Source organism: Exiguobacterium sp. s6 (assembly GCF_018618155.1).
GTDB classification, from domain to species: Bacteria; Bacillota; Bacilli; order Exiguobacteriales; family Exiguobacteriaceae; genus Exiguobacterium; species Exiguobacterium mexicanum_A.
Genome location: NZ_JACSLN010000001.1, coordinates 1,546,225 through 1,564,013, shown reverse-complemented (window position 1 = coordinate 1,564,013; position 17,789 = coordinate 1,546,225). Strand labels below are relative to the sequence as shown.

General features: G+C 55.7%; 21 protein-coding genes. 19 read left to right on the top strand and 2 right to left on the bottom strand.

Annotated features, from left to right (window positions below; translation table 11 throughout):
• Nucleotides 1-10 precede the first annotated feature (10 nt).
• The 12 genes from aroC to KNP75_RS08045 all read left to right on the top strand — a co-directional run bounded on the left by aroC (nt 11) and on the right by KNP75_RS08045 (nt 10,027).
• On the top strand, nt 11-1,171 hold the full coding sequence (aroC, locus tag KNP75_RS08100; protein ID WP_215190196.1) for a chorismate synthase: 1,161 nt from the start codon (nt 11-13) through the stop codon (nt 1,169-1,171).
• Nucleotides 1,165-2,211, top strand: coding sequence for a 3-dehydroquinate synthase (locus KNP75_RS08095; protein ID WP_215190195.1), 1,047 nt, complete (start codon nt 1,165-1,167; stop codon nt 2,209-2,211). The genes aroC and KNP75_RS08095 overlap by 7 nt, the downstream gene beginning before the upstream one ends.
• A gap of 1 nt (nt 2,212) precedes the next feature.
• Entirely contained in the window at nt 2,213-3,463 is a 1,251-nt protein-coding gene (gene aroA, locus KNP75_RS08090; protein ID WP_215190194.1) for a 3-phosphoshikimate 1-carboxyvinyltransferase, read from the top strand.
• A 36-nt stretch (nt 3,464-3,499) separates the two neighbouring features.
• Nucleotides 3,500-4,771: a tetratricopeptide repeat protein gene (locus KNP75_RS08085; protein ID WP_215190193.1), complete on the top strand. Its 1,272-nt coding sequence runs from the start codon at nt 3,500-3,502 to the stop codon at nt 4,769-4,771.
• 24 nt (nt 4,772-4,795) lie between these two features.
• Nucleotides 4,796-5,329 (top strand): ReoY family proteolytic degradation factor, encoded by a 534-nt coding sequence (locus KNP75_RS08080; RefSeq protein WP_034777333.1) that lies wholly within the window; start codon nt 4,796-4,798, stop codon nt 5,327-5,329.
• A gap of 165 nt (nt 5,330-5,494) precedes the next feature.
• Nucleotides 5,495-5,935 (top strand): DUF2487 family protein, encoded by a 441-nt coding sequence (locus tag KNP75_RS08075; RefSeq protein ID WP_214707512.1) that lies wholly within the window; start codon nt 5,495-5,497, stop codon nt 5,933-5,935.
• A gap of 110 nt (nt 5,936-6,045) precedes the next feature.
• On the top strand, nt 6,046-6,549 hold the full coding sequence (locus KNP75_RS08070; protein WP_131434059.1) for a QcrA and Rieske domain-containing protein: 504 nt from the start codon (nt 6,046-6,048) through the stop codon (nt 6,547-6,549).
• A gap of 15 nt (nt 6,550-6,564) precedes the next feature.
• Nucleotides 6,565-7,236, top strand: a complete 672-nt coding sequence (qcrB, locus tag KNP75_RS08065) for a menaquinol-cytochrome c reductase cytochrome b subunit (protein ID WP_021067209.1) — start codon at nt 6,565-6,567, stop codon at nt 7,234-7,236.
• Between the two features lie 33 nt (nt 7,237-7,269).
• Nucleotides 7,270-8,064: a menaquinol-cytochrome c reductase cytochrome b/c subunit gene (locus tag KNP75_RS08060; RefSeq protein ID WP_215190192.1), complete on the top strand. Its 795-nt coding sequence runs from the start codon at nt 7,270-7,272 to the stop codon at nt 8,062-8,064.
• Nucleotides 8,065-8,163: 99 nt separating this feature from the next.
• Nucleotides 8,164-8,778: a DUF1405 domain-containing protein gene (locus KNP75_RS08055; RefSeq protein ID WP_034777335.1), complete on the top strand. Its 615-nt coding sequence runs from the start codon at nt 8,164-8,166 to the stop codon at nt 8,776-8,778.
• A 38-nt stretch (nt 8,779-8,816) separates the two neighbouring features.
• A complete protein-coding gene (locus tag KNP75_RS08050) occupies nt 8,817-9,500 on the top strand; it encodes a zinc metallopeptidase (protein ID WP_034777336.1) in 684 nt (227 codons plus the stop codon).
• 59 nt (nt 9,501-9,559) lie between these two features.
• Entirely contained in the window at nt 9,560-10,027 is a 468-nt protein-coding gene (locus KNP75_RS08045; protein WP_215190191.1) for a GreA/GreB family elongation factor, read from the top strand.
• A gap of 129 nt (nt 10,028-10,156) precedes the next feature.
• On the opposite strand, the gene KNP75_RS08040 is transcribed toward KNP75_RS08045, so the two are convergent.
• Entirely contained in the window at nt 10,157-10,489 is a 333-nt protein-coding gene (locus KNP75_RS08040) for a hypothetical protein (protein WP_215190190.1), read from the bottom strand.
• A gap of 107 nt (nt 10,490-10,596) precedes the next feature.
• Nucleotides 10,597-11,472, bottom strand: a complete 876-nt coding sequence (locus KNP75_RS08035; protein ID WP_114165717.1) for a YitT family protein — start codon at nt 11,470-11,472, stop codon at nt 10,597-10,599.
• 111 nt (nt 11,473-11,583) lie between these two features.
• On the opposite strand from KNP75_RS08035, the gene bshB1 reads away from it, so the two are divergent.
• The 7 genes from bshB1 to panD all read left to right on the top strand — a co-directional run bounded on the left by bshB1 (nt 11,584) and on the right by panD (nt 17,727).
• Complete coding sequence (bshB1, locus tag KNP75_RS08030; protein WP_215190189.1) at nt 11,584-12,267, top strand: bacillithiol biosynthesis deacetylase BshB1; 684 nt, start codon at nt 11,584-11,586, stop codon at nt 12,265-12,267.
• The gene (gene bshA / locus KNP75_RS08025) at nt 12,264-13,385 is read left to right on the top strand and encodes an N-acetyl-alpha-D-glucosaminyl L-malate synthase BshA (protein ID WP_215190188.1); all 1,122 of its coding nucleotides are present in this window, start codon (nt 12,264-12,266) and stop codon (nt 13,383-13,385) included. Before bshB1 ends, bshA begins: the two co-directional genes overlap by 4 nt.
• The gene (locus tag KNP75_RS08020) at nt 13,382-14,521 is read left to right on the top strand and encodes a CCA tRNA nucleotidyltransferase (RefSeq protein ID WP_215190187.1); all 1,140 of its coding nucleotides are present in this window, start codon (nt 13,382-13,384) and stop codon (nt 14,519-14,521) included. The genes bshA and KNP75_RS08020 overlap by 4 nt, the downstream gene beginning before the upstream one ends.
• Nucleotides 14,494-15,456: a biotin--[acetyl-CoA-carboxylase] ligase gene (locus KNP75_RS08015; protein ID WP_214752773.1), complete on the top strand. Its 963-nt coding sequence runs from the start codon at nt 14,494-14,496 to the stop codon at nt 15,454-15,456. Before KNP75_RS08020 ends, KNP75_RS08015 begins: the two co-directional genes overlap by 28 nt.
• Before the next feature lie 218 nt (nt 15,457-15,674).
• Complete coding sequence (panB, locus tag KNP75_RS08010; protein WP_215190186.1) at nt 15,675-16,511, top strand: 3-methyl-2-oxobutanoate hydroxymethyltransferase; 837 nt, start codon at nt 15,675-15,677, stop codon at nt 16,509-16,511.
• A complete protein-coding gene (gene panC / locus KNP75_RS08005) occupies nt 16,508-17,338 on the top strand; it encodes a pantoate--beta-alanine ligase (protein WP_215190185.1) in 831 nt (276 codons plus the stop codon). Before panB ends, panC begins: the two co-directional genes overlap by 4 nt.
• 5 nt (nt 17,339-17,343) lie before the next feature.
• Complete coding sequence (gene panD / locus KNP75_RS08000) at nt 17,344-17,727, top strand: aspartate 1-decarboxylase (RefSeq protein WP_021067221.1); 384 nt, start codon at nt 17,344-17,346, stop codon at nt 17,725-17,727.
• The last annotated feature ends 62 nt before the right edge of the window (nt 17,728-17,789 follow it).

The window sequence follows — 17,789 nt, the reverse complement described above, 5'->3', positions numbered from 1 at the left end:
GGTGGCGCACATGCGTTATTTGACGGCAGGAGAATCGCACGGTCCCGGACTCTCGATCATCATCGAGGGTGTGCCGGCCGGGCTTGAAGTCGACGTGCAGGCAATCAATGACGAGCTTGCCAAACGGCAATCGGGTTATGGACGCGGCCGTCGCATGCAAATTGAATCAGACCGAATCGAGGTGAGGGCCGGTATTCGTCACGGGGTGACGACAGGGGCCCCTATTTCGTTTTGGATCGAGAACAAGGACCATACCCATTGGCGAAACGTCATGCAGGCCGAACCGGTCGACGCGGATGTTGAAATCAAGCGTCGCGTCGTCCGGCCACGGCCGGGTCATGCCGACCTCGTCGGCGGACTGAAGTATGACCATCGCGACCTGCGAGACGTGCTCGAACGCTCGAGCGCTCGAGAGACGGCGGCCCGTGTCGCTGTCGGGGCACTTAGCAAGCAACTGCTCGCTGCGGTCGGCATGTCACTCGTGAGCTATGTCAAAGTGATCGGCGGTGTCACGGCCGAGACATCATACGAGTCGCTCGACACGTTGCACGCCGCGATTGAGGCGTCGCCGGTCCGGACGATGGATGAGGCGGCAGGTCAGGCGATGATGAATCGAATCGACGAGGCGAAAGCTGCCGGTGATTCGCTCGGCGGTGTCGTCTGTACGGAAGTGCATGGCGTCATCCCAGGGCTCGGGTCGTATGTCCAATACGACCGAAAACTCGACGCGGCCATCGCCCGCGCCGTCATGAGCGTCAACGCGATTAAAGGGGTCGCGTTCGGGGATGGGTTCGAGATGGCGTATCGACCAGGCTCTGAAGTCATGGACCCGATCGCCTATGGCCCGGACGGTTATACGCGGCTGAGCAACCATCTCGGCGGTTTCGAAGGCGGGATGACGACGGGCATGCCGATCGTCTGTACGGCTGTGATGAAGCCAATCCCGACGCTATATAAACCGCTCCAATCCGTCGATATCGACACGAAACAACCGTTTCTCGCGCAAATCGAACGGAGTGACGCCTGTGCCGTCCCTGCCGCCTCGCTCGTCGTCGAGGCCGTCGTCGCGTTTGAGCTCGCCCGCGAGTTATGCGAGACGTTCGGATATGACACGGTCAATCGGATCCAGTCACGTGTCGCCGCGTACCGAGAGGAGATTCGGACGTGGTGACGCTCCATGTGAACGCCTCGACCCCGTACGACGTCACAATTGAACGAGGGGACGCCTGGCTCGACCGCGTCCCTTACTTCTCGTGCTCCACCGTTTGGGTGGTCACAGATGAGACGGTCGACCGGTTGCACGGAAGTGCGTTCCGGGAACGGCTCGCGCATAAACATCGGAACGTCGTCTGGTCGGTCGTCCGCCCGGGTGACGGCTCGAAGTCGCTCGACACGATTGAGCGGCTCGTCACGGACGGATTGACGGGCGGTTGTGACCGGGATACGCTCGTCGTGGCATTCGGAGGTGGCATGGTCGGGGATTTAGCCGGCTTTTTAGCGAGCGTCTATATGCGCGGTGTGCGTTACATACAAGTGCCGACGACGATTCTCGCGCATGACTCGGCCGTCGGTGGGAAAGTCGCGGTGAACCATCCGCTCGCGAAAAATGCGATCGGTGCCTTCTATCAACCGGCGGGCGTCCACTATAACGTGGACCGTCTCGAGACGTTGTCCGCGCGGGACGTCTTGAGCGGGCTCGGTGAATTGATTAAGCACGCCTATCTGTCACGTTACGTCCTCGGTCACTCGTTTGAGACCGAGTTGTTCACAGCTTTGGCACAAGGACCGCTCGATTGGGAAACGTGGCTCGCACGAGGGATCGAAGTGAAGCGATTAGTCGTCGAGGCCGATGAACGCGAACAAGGCGTGAGGGCGTGGCTGAATTTCGGTCATACGTTCGGCCATGCGTTGGAGTCGGCTGAGGCATACCGGTTGTCGCACGGGGAAGCGATTCTCTACGGGATGGTGTACGCCTTCCTCGTCTCGGGCGACGAGAAGCGGGCCGAAACCCTCGCTTCATTCATGAGGCGGGGAGGCATCACAACGGTCAACTGGCAATCGTTTGACACGTATCTCGCAGGCATGGGACACGATAAAAAGAATCGGGACGGGCAGATCCGCTTCGTCCTGCTCGGCGCTGAGGTGACCGTTGCGAGCGTCACGGCCGAGCGACTCGCTGGAGCGTTCCATCAAATGAAAGGGTGGTTTTGACATGGGATTGAATGGATTCATACGGGTTCCGAGTGACAAGTCAATCACGCATCGCGCTCTCTTGTTCGGGGCCGTGGCGACCGGGGAGACGACGATTTATGATCCACTCCTTGGCGAGGATTGCCGGTCGACGCTCGAGGCGATCCGGCGGTTAGGAGCGGACGTCATCGAAGAGCCGGACCGCCTCCTCATCACGGGGGCAAAGACGCTCACATCGGCCGAACTCGATTGCGGGAACTCGGGCACGACGATGCGTCTTTTGACAGGGCTTCTCGCCGGTTACGATGGGGAGTTCACGCTTACCGGAGACGCCTCGCTCTCAAAACGTCCGATGCGTCGGGTGACGGACCCGCTCCGACAAATGGGCGCGGACCTCCACGGAGAGTTCGCCCCGATCCGAATTCACGGCCGGACGCTGGCGGGCATCGATTACACGTTGCCTGTCGCGAGCGCGCAAGTGAAGTCAGCGGTCCTGCTTGCGGGACTTCGTGCGACCGGACCGACAATCGTGCGCGAACCCGTCTTATCGCGGGACCATACGGAACGCATGCTGCCGCTGTTCAGTGGGCAATTGGACATCACGGCAGAGGACGGTGTCCGAACGATCCGGTTAGCTCCATCCGGGCTCAAAGGGACCACGGTGGCCGTTCCGGCCGATCCATCTTCGGCTGCCTTTTGGTGGGCCGGGGCGGCACTCGTCCCGGGCAGTCGCGTCACGACGACCGACGTCTGTTTGAACGAGACACGAATCGGATTTTTACGCACGCTTGAACGGATGGGTGTGAAGACGGAAGTGACGAACGTTCGTTTGCTCGGGGAAGAATCAGTCGGCGACGTGACAGTGTCGACGAGTACACTTCACGGCATCCGCTTGGACGGGGACGCCATCCCGCACCAAATTGATGAATTGCCGTTGTTCGCTCTCGTCGCGTCGCAAGCGACGAGTCCGTCATCGGTCCGGGACGCGGGCGAACTCCGAGTGAAAGAGACGGACCGGATTCAGACGGTCGTGCATGAACTCTCGGCACTCGGGGTCGATGTGCGCGAAACCGAGGACGGATTTGACGTCTATCCGAGCCGGTTGCACGGGGGTCATGTCTCCTCGCACGGGGATCATCGCTTGGCGATGATGCTCCAAATCGCGGACTTATTGACGACGGACCGTGTGACGATTGAACACATCGAGGCAGCTGATGTAAGTTACCCACGATTCCGTGACGATTTACAACGCCTCGGCCGTGAGATAGAATAACGTCAATACGAGTAGCCGGTAGGAGGAATTATAAACATGTTAGACGAAATAGAATTGAATCATATTATTGAGATGCTCGAGAAAGGTGAGACCGAGCATGCCCTCATGCATCTCGAGTCGCTCGAGAAGGAAGGGTCGGACGAAGACCGTCTGGCCATCGCCGACATCTACCTCGAACTCGGGCTCGCCGATCGGGCCGTGAACGTACTCGCGGCACTCTACGTCGACTACGCGGGCAATCCGCACGTCGCCTTGTCACTAGCCGAGGCTTACTTGGACAGCGACCGGGAAGAAGAGGCGATCGCCGTCCTTGAAAAGATTGATACGACAGACAAGGAAGCGCATATGCGCAGCCTCGTCTTGCTCGCTGATCTCTATCAATCTCAAGGGTTGGATGAGGTCGCGGTGAAGAAATTGATGGAGGCGCTTGAGGCGAATCCAGACGAACCGCTCCTTATCTATGGTCTAGCCGAGTTGTATGCGTCGATCGGTTCATTCGAACAGGCGGTCCCGCTCTATGCCCGTCTGCCGCACTTGCGCTTGCCGGAAGAACTCGACTATCAGGCGGACTACGCCGAGGCGCTCACGATGATCGGCTCGTTCGAAGAGGCGCTCGAGGAGTATGAGAAAGCAAACGACCGCAACTTGAATACCGTGTTCGGTCACGCGATGACCGCCCATCGCATCGGTCGCGATGAAATCGCCGTGAAGCAGTTCGAGTCACTCCGGGCGATGGACCCGGACTTCACGTCGCTCTACTTGCCCTATACGGAAGCGCTCGACGCACTCGGCCGCTTCGAAGAGGCATTGGATGTGATCGATCAGGGAATCGACCGTGACGACTACAACGACGAGTTGCGGACGGTGAAGGCGAAGCTGTTCTTGAAGCAAGGGCGGACGGACGAGGCGGTTACGGAACTTCGGGAAGCGCTCGCGCTGAACCCGGAATCGCTCCAGGCAACCGAGCTCCTCTTATCAGTCTTATTCGAATCGGGTGACATGGAGGCCGTCCTCGAGACGATCGACACGCTCGAAGAGCATTCGACGTCCCCGCTCATGACCTGGTACAAAGCGAAGGCGGCCTATGAACTCGAGGACTACGATCAAGCCGTCACGTTATACGGGTCGATCGAGCAAGTTTATAAAGAGGACGTGTCATTTGCCATCGAATGGGCTACACTATTGATAGAAGAAGGACAGCGTGCCGAAGCGCAACGAGTGCTCGAGCAAACGCTTGCGCTCACCGTCGATGTCGACGACCGCCAAGTTCTGGAGGAGCGGCTCGAACGGTTGACGGACCACGATTAATCGATACAAAGGAGATGGGGTCATATGGTCGAGCGGAAAAAGATGTTCTTAAAGCGATTCCTCGCTCATCATACGCTTCGCAAACGAGAAGCCAAGTGGATTATCGACTACTGGCTCAGACATCCAGAAAAACTCGGGAACGTTCATTTCGTCACGAACGCCTCGGTCTCACCGCGTAGCCTGATCATGACGGCGTACGGTTTTGACGGCGAACCGTTCCGTTACCGCCGGGGTGACCTCATCACGGTCAATCCCGAGAAGGCGTATCACGACATCCGGCTCCATGACGGCGCCATCTACGTGGAGCTCAACTTCCAAGGGATGATGATCGACGAAATGTGGATCGACATCGTTGAATTGAACCCGTTCGAACCCGTGGCCGAACTTAAGGATGAAGTGACGACGTCCGCGCAAACGGTCATCCGGGCCTCGGTCGCCCAGTTCGAGGAAGAACGTCTGCTCGTCGAAATCGACAAGGCGCTCGACCGGCGTGACGAGAAATTGTTCCGCAATTTGACGAGTCAGCTGCATCAAGTGCGAGCCTCAAAATTATTTTAATAAAAACAAGCGCTTCCGTTATGGTCGGCGCTTGTTTTTTGGTATATTAATGACGTAGGAATACACAATAATTTCACATTTCGTTCATAAGTTTCGCATAGGGAACGTTTGTAGGTACGCTACAATGGACATGATGATGTATGTCTGGAGGAGAGGAGGAGGAAGATGAGGTTCGATGGCATAGACGCGATGAAATCGCTGACAGAACGCCAATACGTCGACACGCTCGTCGTCCCACTCGTCGAACTGGCGTTTGATGAGGACATGGTGCGAAAAGCCGAAGGGAACGAAGTCATTCAGGCGGTGGCACTTGAGACCGAACGGCAACTGTCGGGACGGACGATGCTCAGCCCGACACTTAGTTACGTCGACGTGGACGCTGGCCGGGCGACGGCAGAAGCGGTACTCACGAAGGCGGTGTCCTCTGGGTTTTCCCACGTGTTGTTCATCTCCTCGGATTTGCGTTTCAAAGGGTCTGAACTGCCGATTATGTTTGTTCCGCCGCTTGCTTTAAAAGGCATGTCCGGCGAGCAGTCGCACACGATGGTTCAAAATTTTGCGACGCAAGTCATTACCGAGCTTTCGAGCCGTTGGATGGCGACATGAAGCGGTTGACGTGGAGGTTTTATTGATATACTATTTTGTTGAGTGAGAAATTTTTGTGAAGAATGCATAAAGAATTATGGGGTTATGCACACGAATGAGGGGGGAACGAAATGGCTCAAAATGGGTCAAAAGTCACACGCCGTCAGTTCTTAACGTATACGTTGACTGGTGTAGGTGGCTTTATGGCGGCAACATTGATCAGTCCGATGGTCAACTTTGCGATCGATCCGGTCTTAAAAAAATCGGATGCGGGCGATAAAGTAAAAGTCATCAGTCTCGACGACATCACGACTGAGCCGCAACGTGTCGACTTTAAGAAACAAACGCAAGATGCTTGGTATGAATTTGAAGAAACGCTTTCGGCGTGGGTATTTAAAGATGAGAGCGGCGAAGTCATCGCCTTGTCTCCGATCTGTACGCACCTCGGTTGCCAAGTAGGATATGGTGGAGACCCGACTCGACCGACAGAGTTCTTCTGTCCGTGTCACTTCGGTCGCTATGAGAAAGATGGAACGAACATTCCGGGTACGCCTCCGACATCACCACTTGCACGCTACGAAAAAGAAGAAAAAGACGGCTTCCTATACTTGGGCAGTCCAGTCGCACAGTTGTGAGAGGGGGAATAGTCGATGTTACAAAAAATTTATGATTGGGTCGATGAACGCGTCGACATCACGCCGTTATGGCGCGACATCGCTGACCATGAAGTTCCAGAACACGTCAACCCTGCCCATCACTTTTCAGCATTTGTTTATTGCTTCGGCGGTCTGACGTTCTTCACGATCGTGATTCAAATTCTGTCAGGGATGTTCTTGACGATGTATTACGTACCAGACATCATCAACGCGCACGCGTCGGTGTATTATTTACAAAACGAGATCGCACACGGACAAATCGTTCGTGGGATGCACCACTGGGGCGCATCGGTCGCCATCGTCATGTTGTTCTTACATACGCTCCGCGTATTCTTTACCGGATCGTATAAGAAGCCGCGCGAACTCAACTGGGTCGTCGGTGTTCTCTTGTTCTTCGTCGTCTTGGCGCTCGGTCTTACAGGGTACTTGTTGCCGTGGGATATGAAAGCGTTGTTCGCGACGAAAGTTACGCTTCAAATTGCCGAGAGTGTCCCGGTCATTGGTGGCATCGCCAAGACGCTTCTCGCCGGTGGTGAGATCGTCGGCGCACGGACGCTCACGAACTTCTTCGCCATTCACGTCTTCTTCTTACCGGCGGCCTTGTTCGGACTCCTCGGAGCCCACTTCTTGATGATTCGTAAACAAGGGATTTCAGGACCGCTATAAGCCGATTCGAAGATATAAAGGGGGAGAAACGATATGCATCGCGGTAAAGGGATGAAATTTGTAACCGACTCTCGAGTAGGAATCTCGAATCGGAAACAAAATATTGCAAAAGACTATTCTGAATACCCAGGACGCACTGAGGCGTTCTGGCCGAACTTCTTGTTGAAAGAGTGGATGGTCGGTTCGGTCTTCTTGATCGGGTTCATCGCCTTGACGATCGTCGAGGCACCACCGCTCCAAAACATCGCCGATCCAACGAACACGTCTTACATTCCGTTACCGGACTGGTATTTCTTGTTCTTGTATCAATTGCTCAAGTACCAATTCGCAGCAGGGGACTGGATCCTTCTTGGGACGGTCATCTTGCCAGGGGTCGCTTTCACGGCGCTCTTGATCGCACCATGGCTCGACCAGGGGCTCGAACGTCGTCCGGCGAAACGTCCGGTCGCCATCAGCTTCATGCTTCTCGGTGTCTTGTCGATTTTCTACTTGACGTGGGAGTCGGTTCAAACGACACATTGGGATCAAGTTCACGAGCAAGGAATCTTGGAAGTACCAGGTGAGGGCCCGGAAATTGATACGGCCGCACCAGGTTACGAGATTTACTCGGCGCAGTCATGTGTGAACTGTCACGGTCAGAACCTTGAAGGCGGCGCAGCCGCTCCAGGTCTCGTCGGGACAGCTTACACGGCCGAAGAGATCGCGGATATCGCGGTCAATGGTGTCGGAACGATGCCGGCCGGCCAATGGGACGGTTCGGATGAGGACCTCCAAGCCATGTCTGAATTCATCGCTTCATACGGTGAAGGCGGAGAAAACAACCAATAAACGATTGGTTCAAGAAGTGTGACCCGTCAAACGGGCCACACTTCTTTTTACTTTCGTTTCGTTGCGCTACAATGAAGAAAAAAAGGATGGAATACTCGAATGATACATATGTTGCGCCCGATCCTGACACACCGGCTCGTGTTAGGACTACTCTTTCTCATCAATCTGCTCGGCACGATCTACGGGTACGTCTGGTATGAGCCCCAGCTTCGCGATACGCCGCTCATCTATTGGCCGTTCGTACCGGACAGCCCGACGGCCTCGCTCTTCTTCACGATTGTGCTCGGCCTATGGCTCGCCGGAAAGAAGTCGCCGCTCATGGAGACGCTCGCCTTCGTGACGCTCATCAAGTATGGGGTGTGGGCCGTCATCATGAATCTCTTGTTCTTGCGGGAACTCGGACCGGACGCGGAGACGTTCACCGTGCTCATGGCGGTCATGCTGATGGTGTCGCACGGAGCGATGGCGTTCCAGGCGCTGTTGTATGCACCGTTCATGACATGGACGGTTCGTTCGTTCGTTTTGACGCTCGTCTGGGTCGTCCACAATGACGTCGTCGATTATGTGCTCGGCCAATGGCCGCGCTATCCGTCGCTCGCCGAGCATATCGCCTGGATCGGCTATGGTTCGTTCTGGTTGACGGGAATATGTTTTTTTATGGGATACCACCTCATCCTGCGCACTTCACTTGATAATAAGTTCATAAGAATGTAAAATCAGGGTATCAAATACACGCAGAGGTGATAGAGAACATGTCATTAGGTGGCTATATTTTCTATCTTGCACTGATTATGCTCATCCCATTATGGGCCCAGATGCGAGTGAAAAGTACGTACAAAAAATTTCTTCAACAACCGATTCAAAGCGGCGTCACCGGCGCCCAAGTCGCTGACTTCATCATGAAACAAAACGGCGTCAACAACGTCCGCATCGAGATGGTCGACGGACTGATGAGTGACCATTACGATCCGGTCAATAAAGTCGTCCGTCTCTCACGTGAAGTGTATCAAGGCTCGACGATCTCATCGGCTGCGATTGCGGCCCACGAGATCGGCCACGTCATTCAAGATGCGACCGACTATAAGATGATGCGTGTCCGTCACCGGCTCGTGCCGGTCGTGAACATCACGTCGAACTTGTCGTTCCCGCTTCTCTTAGGTGGTTTCTTGCTCGGCGCGATGGGCCTCGCCCAACTCGGTGTCGTCATGATGCTCGGGGCGGTCGTGTTCCAACTCGTCACACTCCCAGTCGAATTCGATGCCTCGAAACGGGCCATGGCTGAACTGACGAGCCACGGAATCGTCACGGCAACCGAAGAGTCGGGTGCGCGCAAAGTGCTCAACGCGGCAGCATGGACGTACGTGGCGGCAACGCTCGTCGCCGTCGCCGAATTGATCCGCTTGGCACTCATCGTCTTCATGCCACGTGATGAGTAGAATCAACGGTCCCGTCTCGCGACGGGACTTTTTTTATCATGTTTGGAAAGGGGACCGAGATGTCAAAACCACAGTTGACGAAGGCGGGTCGTCTGCGTCTGATCGAACAACTCGAGACGCTTCGCATCGAGGGTCGGCGTGAAGCGCTCGAACGTGTCAAGGCGGCCCGGAAATTTTGTGACTTTCGAGAAGATGTGACGTACTTTGACGCAGTGCGTGAACAAGAGCGCATCGAGACGAAAATCATCGAACTAGAGCGAACGCTCGCCGATGCCGTCGTCGTGGAAGAGGAAGCGACTGCCGGAAAGGTTGGGTTCGGTGACACGGTGACGTTGCGAGAACTGCCGGATGGTGACACCGAGACGTACCAAATCGTCGGCGAGCTCGAGGCCGATCTGGCGAAAGGCACGATTTCCGTGTCGTCCCCGCTCGGCAGCGGGTTGATGGGCGGCGTCGTAGGTCAATCCGTCACAATCGATTCACCGGACGGCCCACTCGACTTTGAGATTGTCCGGATCGACAAATAATGGTTAGACCCAACCCGAGTCTACGACCGTTTACTCAAAAACAGGCCACTGGAAGCGATTAAGCTGCTTCTAGTGGCCTGTTTTATCATACTCGTATTTTGTCTCATGACGAGTGCAATCAGAGCAACGTCAAAATTGCCCGTTATAATCGCTTGGAACGACGTTGGTCAAAACATACTTAGTCGATGCTTCCTTTGACTCGTAAGACACCGTGTACTCCTCATTTTCTTCAAGTAAAGCCCACGTACTGAAATCAACCACATCTATTTTTTTCTCATTTGCAAGAATAATCCATTGTCCTGTCTCAGACCGATCCTTTGCAACAATGGTCGTCCTCTCAGTAACGGAAACGATAGAAGAATTCCCAAACAGGTACGCCATGCATGCTGAAGTCAAAAGAATCACCAGCGAAATGGTCAAGAGATGTCTGTTTGACAACGCTGAACAAAAACGATTCTCCACAATGTAGCCTCCTTGAAACAATGCGAGTTGTTTTAATCGACTGGTCCCTGACTCACGATTTGGATACGAATCGAAGCAACTCAGATGAACGAACAATCTACATTACTTTATTTCAGTGGTACACGGTTCTCATCGAACGTGAAGCCTTCACCACCGACCTCATAGACGTGGTGGAACGTGACGAAGGCGTGCGGGTCGATCTGTTTGACGATCGTTTTCAACCGGTTCACTTCGTTCCGCCCGACGACGACATAGAGGACTTCAAGTTCCTTGTTCGAATAGCCGCCTTTGGCGAGAAGACGGGTCGTCCCGCGGTTCATCGTGGCGTGGATGCCGTCGGCGATGGCCGTGCGATGGTCGCTGATGATCATGGCGGCCTTCCCGGCATATGTCCCTTCCTGCATCGAGTCGATGACGCGGGCCCCGATATAGACGGCGAGGAGCGTATACATCGCCTCGCGAATATCGAGATACGTCAAACTGAGGACGATGACGAAAAAGTCGAACACGAGGAACGTCTTGCCGATCGACCAGCCGACGTAACGTTGCACGAGCCGGGCAATGATGTCGACGCCTCCGGTCGTGCCGCCGTTATTGAAGATGATGCCAAGACCGACCCCGATGAACAGGCCGGCGAACAAACTCGCGAGCACCATGTCGTCCGTCAAATCGATGACGAGGTTTGAGTACTTGGCAATGAGGGCGTACCAGAGCGAGAAGCTGAACGTCCCGATGAGCGTGTAGATGAACGTCGTCCGCCCGAGCAGCTTATAGCTGACGAAGAAGAGCGGGATGTTGAGCGCCAAGTTCGTGATCGATGGCGACCAATCGAACAAGCCCCGCAGAATCAAGGTGATGCCTGTGAAGCCGCCTTCCGCCAAGTTGTTCTGGACGTTGAAGTGGTAGACACCGAACGCGAAAATAAAGGAACCAATCAAAATGAAGAATATATTGCGAAACCGAATCGGTAATTGTACCGTCATCTGGTTCACCTCCCATCTAGTAGCGTACTCGAAAAACCTCTCGATTGCCTACCCTGAACATATGACAATCGAGACGGAGTCCGATATACTTTTCACAGAAGAGGTGATTTTATGAAAATAGTAGCAATTGGGGCCCATCCGGACGACATTGAGATCGGCATCGCCGGTATGACCGCCCAATGGACCGAGGACGGGATCGAGGTCCTATACGTCGATTTGACGAGAGCCGAACTGTCATCGAACGGGGACGTCGTCACCCGGGGGAAAGAAGCCGAGATGGCCGACCGTGTGCTCGGTATCCGGCGTGTGAACCTCGGTTTTCCGGACCGGGGTTTGACAGGGGACAATGAACAAGTCGAGGCGCTCGTCCGTTTGATTCGGACCGAACGTCCGACACATGTCTTTTATCCATACGGCGTCGACCGCCATCCTGACCATGGGGCTTGCGCCCGACTCGTCGAGGAGGCGCTCTTTAACGCAGGAATCCGTAAATTTATGCCGGACGTCGCCGCGTATCGACCGGCGAGCGTCTATCAATATATGATCAACGCCCATACGACGCCTGACGTCTGCATCGACATCACGGCGACGATTGAACATAAACTAAACGCTTTACGGGCTTATGCCAGTCAGTTCACACCGGTCGACGGTGTGGCGACACCGCTCACGGACGCCTATCTCGATCGGGTGTTGGCACGGGAACGGCATTTCGGCAGTTTGATCGGCACGGAGTACGCCGAAGGGCTCATGACGACCCGTCCGTACGTTGTCACGAAGGCGGGTGAGCTCGCATGAGACTACGCATCGGGGTCCTTTGTTATCCGTCGGTCGGAGGTTCGGGCATACTCGCCACCGAGCTCGGCATGAAACTCGCCGACCGGGGGCATGACGTTCATTTCATCACGTCGAGCATCCCGTTCCGACTGAACGCCTACCATCCGAATATCACGTTCCACCAAGTCGAGATCAACCAGTACTCGGTGTTCCGCTATCCGCCGTACGACATCACGCTCGCCTCGAAAATCGCGAGCGTCATCCAGGCGTTCGGCCTTGATGTCATTCATGCCCACTACGCGGTGCCGCACGCTGTCTGTGCCGCCCTCGGGCGCGAGATGGCCGGGACGAAGACGCCGATCGTGTCGACGCTCCACGGGACCGATATCACCGTGCTCGGGGAAGACGAAGAACTCAAGCCGGCCATCCTTTATGGGTTGCGTCAATCGAACGCGATCACGGCCGTCTCGGACAGCTTGAAACAAGAGACGCGCGAGCGGATCGGGTCCGATTTGTCGATTGACGTCATCCATAACTTTATCGATGAGGCTGTCTATCAACCACAGGCCGATACATCGCTTCGCGAACGATACGGTTTATCGGAACAGGACCGGGTCGTCATCCATATCTCGAACTTCCGGCAAGTGAAGCGAATCGACCTCGTGCTCGAATCGTTCCAGCAGATGAACGTGCCGCACAAAAAACTGCTCCTCGTCGGTGACGGCCCGCTCATGGGAGCGATGCGCCGCCTCGTGAGCGAGATGGGGCTCGAAGAGCAAGTCATCTTCGCCGGGAAGCAAGAGCAAGTGGCGGCACTTCTATCGATGTGCGACGTCCATATCCTGTTGTCGGACAAAGAGGCGTTCGGCCTCGTCGCCCTCGAGGCGATGGCGACGGGTGTACCGTCGGTCGTCAGCGATGCGGGCGGATTGCCGGAAGTCATCACCGACGGCGTGGAAGGGTTTGTCGTCAAACGCGGCGACGCGCCCGCGGCGACGAAAGCGCTCGAAGCGATCTTGCTCGACCACGAGCTCCATGCACGCTTCCGTGCGAACGGGCTCGAGCGGGCCAAACAGTTCGCCTCGGCCGATATCGTCACGGCGTATGAATCGCTTTATGAACAGGTGGTGGGACGATGACGGAATGGGAATACGCCAAACGAATCATCGAGACGATCAACGCCCACGGCGGCGAAGCGTACATCGTCGGGGGTGCCGTCCGTGACTATATGCTCGGTACGCTTCCGGATGATATCGATATCGCTACGTCGCTCTTCCCGGACGAAGTCATGCGCTTGTTCCCGAAATCGGTACCGACCGGGATTGACCACGGCACGGTGACGGTCATCCTCGACCATCATCCGTTCGAAGTGACGACGTTCCGCTCGGAAGGGACGTACTCGGACTCGAGACGACCCGACCATGTTTCGCTCGGCGTCTCGCTTGAAGAAGATATGAAACGGCGTGACTTCACCATGAACGCGATGGCGTTCCACGACGGCAACGTCGTCGACTTGTTCGGCGGACGGATGGACCTCGAGGCACGTGTCATTCGGACCGTCGGCAGCCCCTATGAACGCTTCAACGAGGACGCGCTCCGCATCATGCGGGCGTTCCGCTTCATGGCCCAACTCGATTTCCGGCTCGACGAAGACGTGCAACGGGCCTCACGCGAACTCGGCCACAAACTGCAAGACATCGCGATGGAACGGGTCGCCATCGAGTTCGAGAAGTTGATGATGGGCCCGGCATACCGAAAGGCGCTCGCGGCGATACTTGACCTCGGCATCCATCAATACTTGCCGAACGTCACGGAGACGCTCATCCGCCGTGTCATCGCCGACAAGCGGACCCCGGTCGACCCGGTCGGGGGCTGGGCGTTGTTCGTCTATTATGCTGACGCCACCGATTGGCTGACACCGTGGAAACGCTCGAACGCACTGAAGCGGGAGGCGGGCGTGCTCGCGCGTCTGTTCGACAGCGGGCTCGACACGTTCACCATCTATGAGACGACGCCGGAGACGCTAGCGACATACTTGCGGATGTCCGGACGAAGCGAGACAGCCGAACAGTTGAAGCGGCAGTTGCCGATCCAGTCGCGCCGGGAACTCCGATTCGATGGTCGCGATGCGCTACATCTCGGTGCCCGGGGACCGCTCATCAAACAGCTGCTCGCCCACGTTGAGCGGCTCGTGCTCATTGGCGAGCTCGCCAATGAGCCGGAACCGTTACGAAAGGAGGCCGAACAATGGCTTCGACACGCGGAAAAGTCTTAAATCTGTTGCAGGACGGGGCCGTCTGGAGCGGTCAAGAGTTGGCCCGCCAATTAAATATTTCACGTACCGCCATTTGGAAGCATATCGAGACGTTAAAACAAGACGGGTATGCGATTGAAACGATTCCTCGAAAAGGGTATCAATTGTTCGGTCAGACCGACCGGCTCGATGAACCGGCGTTCGTATCGTTCCGAAAAGGGCGGTTCGGACAAGTCGTCCATGCGTTTGAGCAAATCGACACGACCCAACGCATCGCCCATGAATTGGCGCAAAAGGGCGTCCTCGAAGGAACGCTCGTCATCAGCGAAGAGCAGACAGCGGGCCGAGGCCAACTCGGCCGGAACTGGTATAATCCGAGCCACGTCAATATCGCGGCGAGCGTGATTTTGCGGCCGGCGTTGCCGATTCGAGACGCCTCGAAGCTGACGCTCATGGCGGCGAGCGCGTTCGCGCGCGCCCTGCACGCGCAAGGCATCCCGGCCACCATCAAATGGCCGAACGACTTGTTGCTCAACGGGAAAAAAATCGGCGGCATCTTGACCGAGATGCAGACGGAGGGTGACCGGATTCAAGCCGTCATCCTCGGCTTCGGGATGAACGTCAACAGCGAGGTCATCCCGGAAGAGCTCGCGCATCGGGCCACATCGATCAAACTCGAGACGAATCAGACGCATCGCAGAAGCGAGCTGCTTGCCAACTTACTCGCCGAGCTTGAAAGCGAATATGACTTGTTCCTTGAGTCTGGGTTCGGCCCTGTGCGCAAGCATTGGCTCGAGCATGCCGCTTATCTGAACGAATCGATCACGTTGACGGCGTCAGGTAAGCCGAGGTATGGAACGATGCGCGGTATTTCGGAAGAAGGCGCACTCCTTTTGGAACAAGAAGGAATCATCGAGCCGATTTATTCGGCGGAGATCGCAGTTTGGAATGATTGATGGAAACGGGTTCGTGGTCTATAATGAATGTGCCGGACGCTATCGCTCGCGAAGTGTACCGGAACTGCAGACCGCCACTCTATATTTTGTCTGCCTTGATCATTTTGACAGGGACAGAAGGACACTCAACTACTTGAGATCGTTTTCGTGCGCCTTCTTACCATTCGTGTAGGAAGGCGTTTTTTGTAACCTGTCTCCACATTTAGGAGGAGAACCATATGCACACGATGACTTCGTTATTGAAGAAGATGAAGCAAGAAGAGAAATTGGTCATGTTGACGGCCTACGATTATCCGTCGGCGAAACTGGCCGAGGCAGCAGGGGTCGACATCATTTTAGTCGGGGACTCGCTCGGAATGGTCGTGCTCGGCTACGATTCGACGATTCCGGTGACGACTTCGGACATGGTGCACCATGCCAAGGCCGTACGCCGCGGGGCACGCGACACGTTCGTCGTCGTCGATATGCCGTTTGCGACATATCATGGCGACTTCGACCGCACGCTTCAAGCGGCCGCGACGTTGTTCCAAGACGGTCAGGCCGATGCCATCAAACTTGAAGGGGCCGGCGAGGTGCTCGAAACGATCGAACGTCTGACGAAAGTCGGTATGCCGTGTGTGGCCCACCTTGGCCTCACCCCACAATCGGTCGGTGTGCTTGAAGGCTATAAAGTACAAGGCAAATCGCTCGAGGATGCCGAACAGTTGATCGCCGACAGTCTCGAGGCCGAACGGGTCGGTGCGAAGATGCTCGTTCTCGAGTGTGTGCCACATCAATTGGCCAAAAAGATTGCCGAGGCACTTACAATCCCGGTCATCGGCATCGGTGCCGGTGCCGACGTGGACGGTCAAGTGCTCGTCTATCACGATATCTTGAAATATGGCGTCGACCGTCTGCCGAAGTTCGTCGAGGCGTATGCCGATGTGAATGAGGTCGCGACGACGGCAATCCGCAATTATGTCGAGGCGACGAAAGACGGCTCGTTCCCGCTCGAACGGCACACGTTCACGATGGATGAGTCGCTGCTCGACACGCTCTACGGGGGCAAGGCATGAACATCGTCACGACACCACATGACTTACAGAAACTGTTGACCGACGCCGGGACGATCGGTTTCGTCCCGACGATGGGTTATTTGCATGAAGGGCACCTCAGTCTCGTCGAGGCGGCCAAGTCAGAGAACGACCTCGTCGTCATGAGCATCTTCGTCAACCCGACCCAGTTCGGTCCGAACGAGGACCTCGACCGCTATCCGCGTGATTTCGAGCGGGACGAGGCGCTCGCCCGCGAGGCGGGTGTCGACGTCTTGTTCTACCCGAACACGGAGACGATGTATCCGCTCGACATGGCTCGTGTCACGGTACGTACCGGCGCAGATGTTCTCTGCGGAGCGAGCCGGCCCGGTCATTTCGATGGCGTTTTGACCGTCGTGTCCAAGCTGTTCAACTTGGTCCGTCCGACGCGCGCTTATTTTGGTTTGAAGGACGCGCAACAAGTCGCCTTGATCGAAGGATACGTCCGTGACTATTTCGTCCCGGTCAAGATTCGACGCTGTCCAATCATCCGTGAAGAATCAGGTCTCGCCAAGTCGTCCCGGAACGTCTATTTGTCGGAGACGGAGAAGGCGGATGCGAGTGACATCAACCGTGCCTTGATCGAGGCGCGAGACGCCCTTGCGCAAGGTGAGACGATTCAAGATGTGAAAGCACATCTCGAGGAACGCCTGAAGAACGTCCCAAACAGTACGATCGACTATATCGAGATCAAAGACTACCCGACGTTGACCGAGGTGACCTCCGCGTCGACCGAACTATTGATTGCCGTAGCGGTGCAGTTCGAACGGGCCCGCTTGATTGATAATGTGATTTGGAAGAGAGGATGAATCCAATGATTCGAACATTTATGCACGCGAAACTACACAAAGCGACCGTCACCGAGGCGAACTTGCATTACGTCGGTTCAATCACAATCGATGAAGATTTGATGGACGCGGTCGGCATCATGGAAAACGAACATGTGCACATCACGAACAACCATAACGGAGCTCGTATCGAGACGTATGTCATCAAAGGAGAACGAGGTTCGGGTGTCGTCTGTCTGAACGGGGCAGCGGCCCGCCACTTCCAAGTCGGAGATGTCGTCATTATCATGGCGTACGGCCAAATGACAGCCGAGGAAGCGAAACAGCATCGTCCGAAAGTCGCCGTCTTGAACGAACGGAACGAGATCGATCAACTTCTTTATGAAGAGATCGCCCATACGATTCTATGACACGAGCGGGGATGTCCGATAGAGGCATCCCCGTTTTTTCGTGTATCGTTCTATGGTAAGAT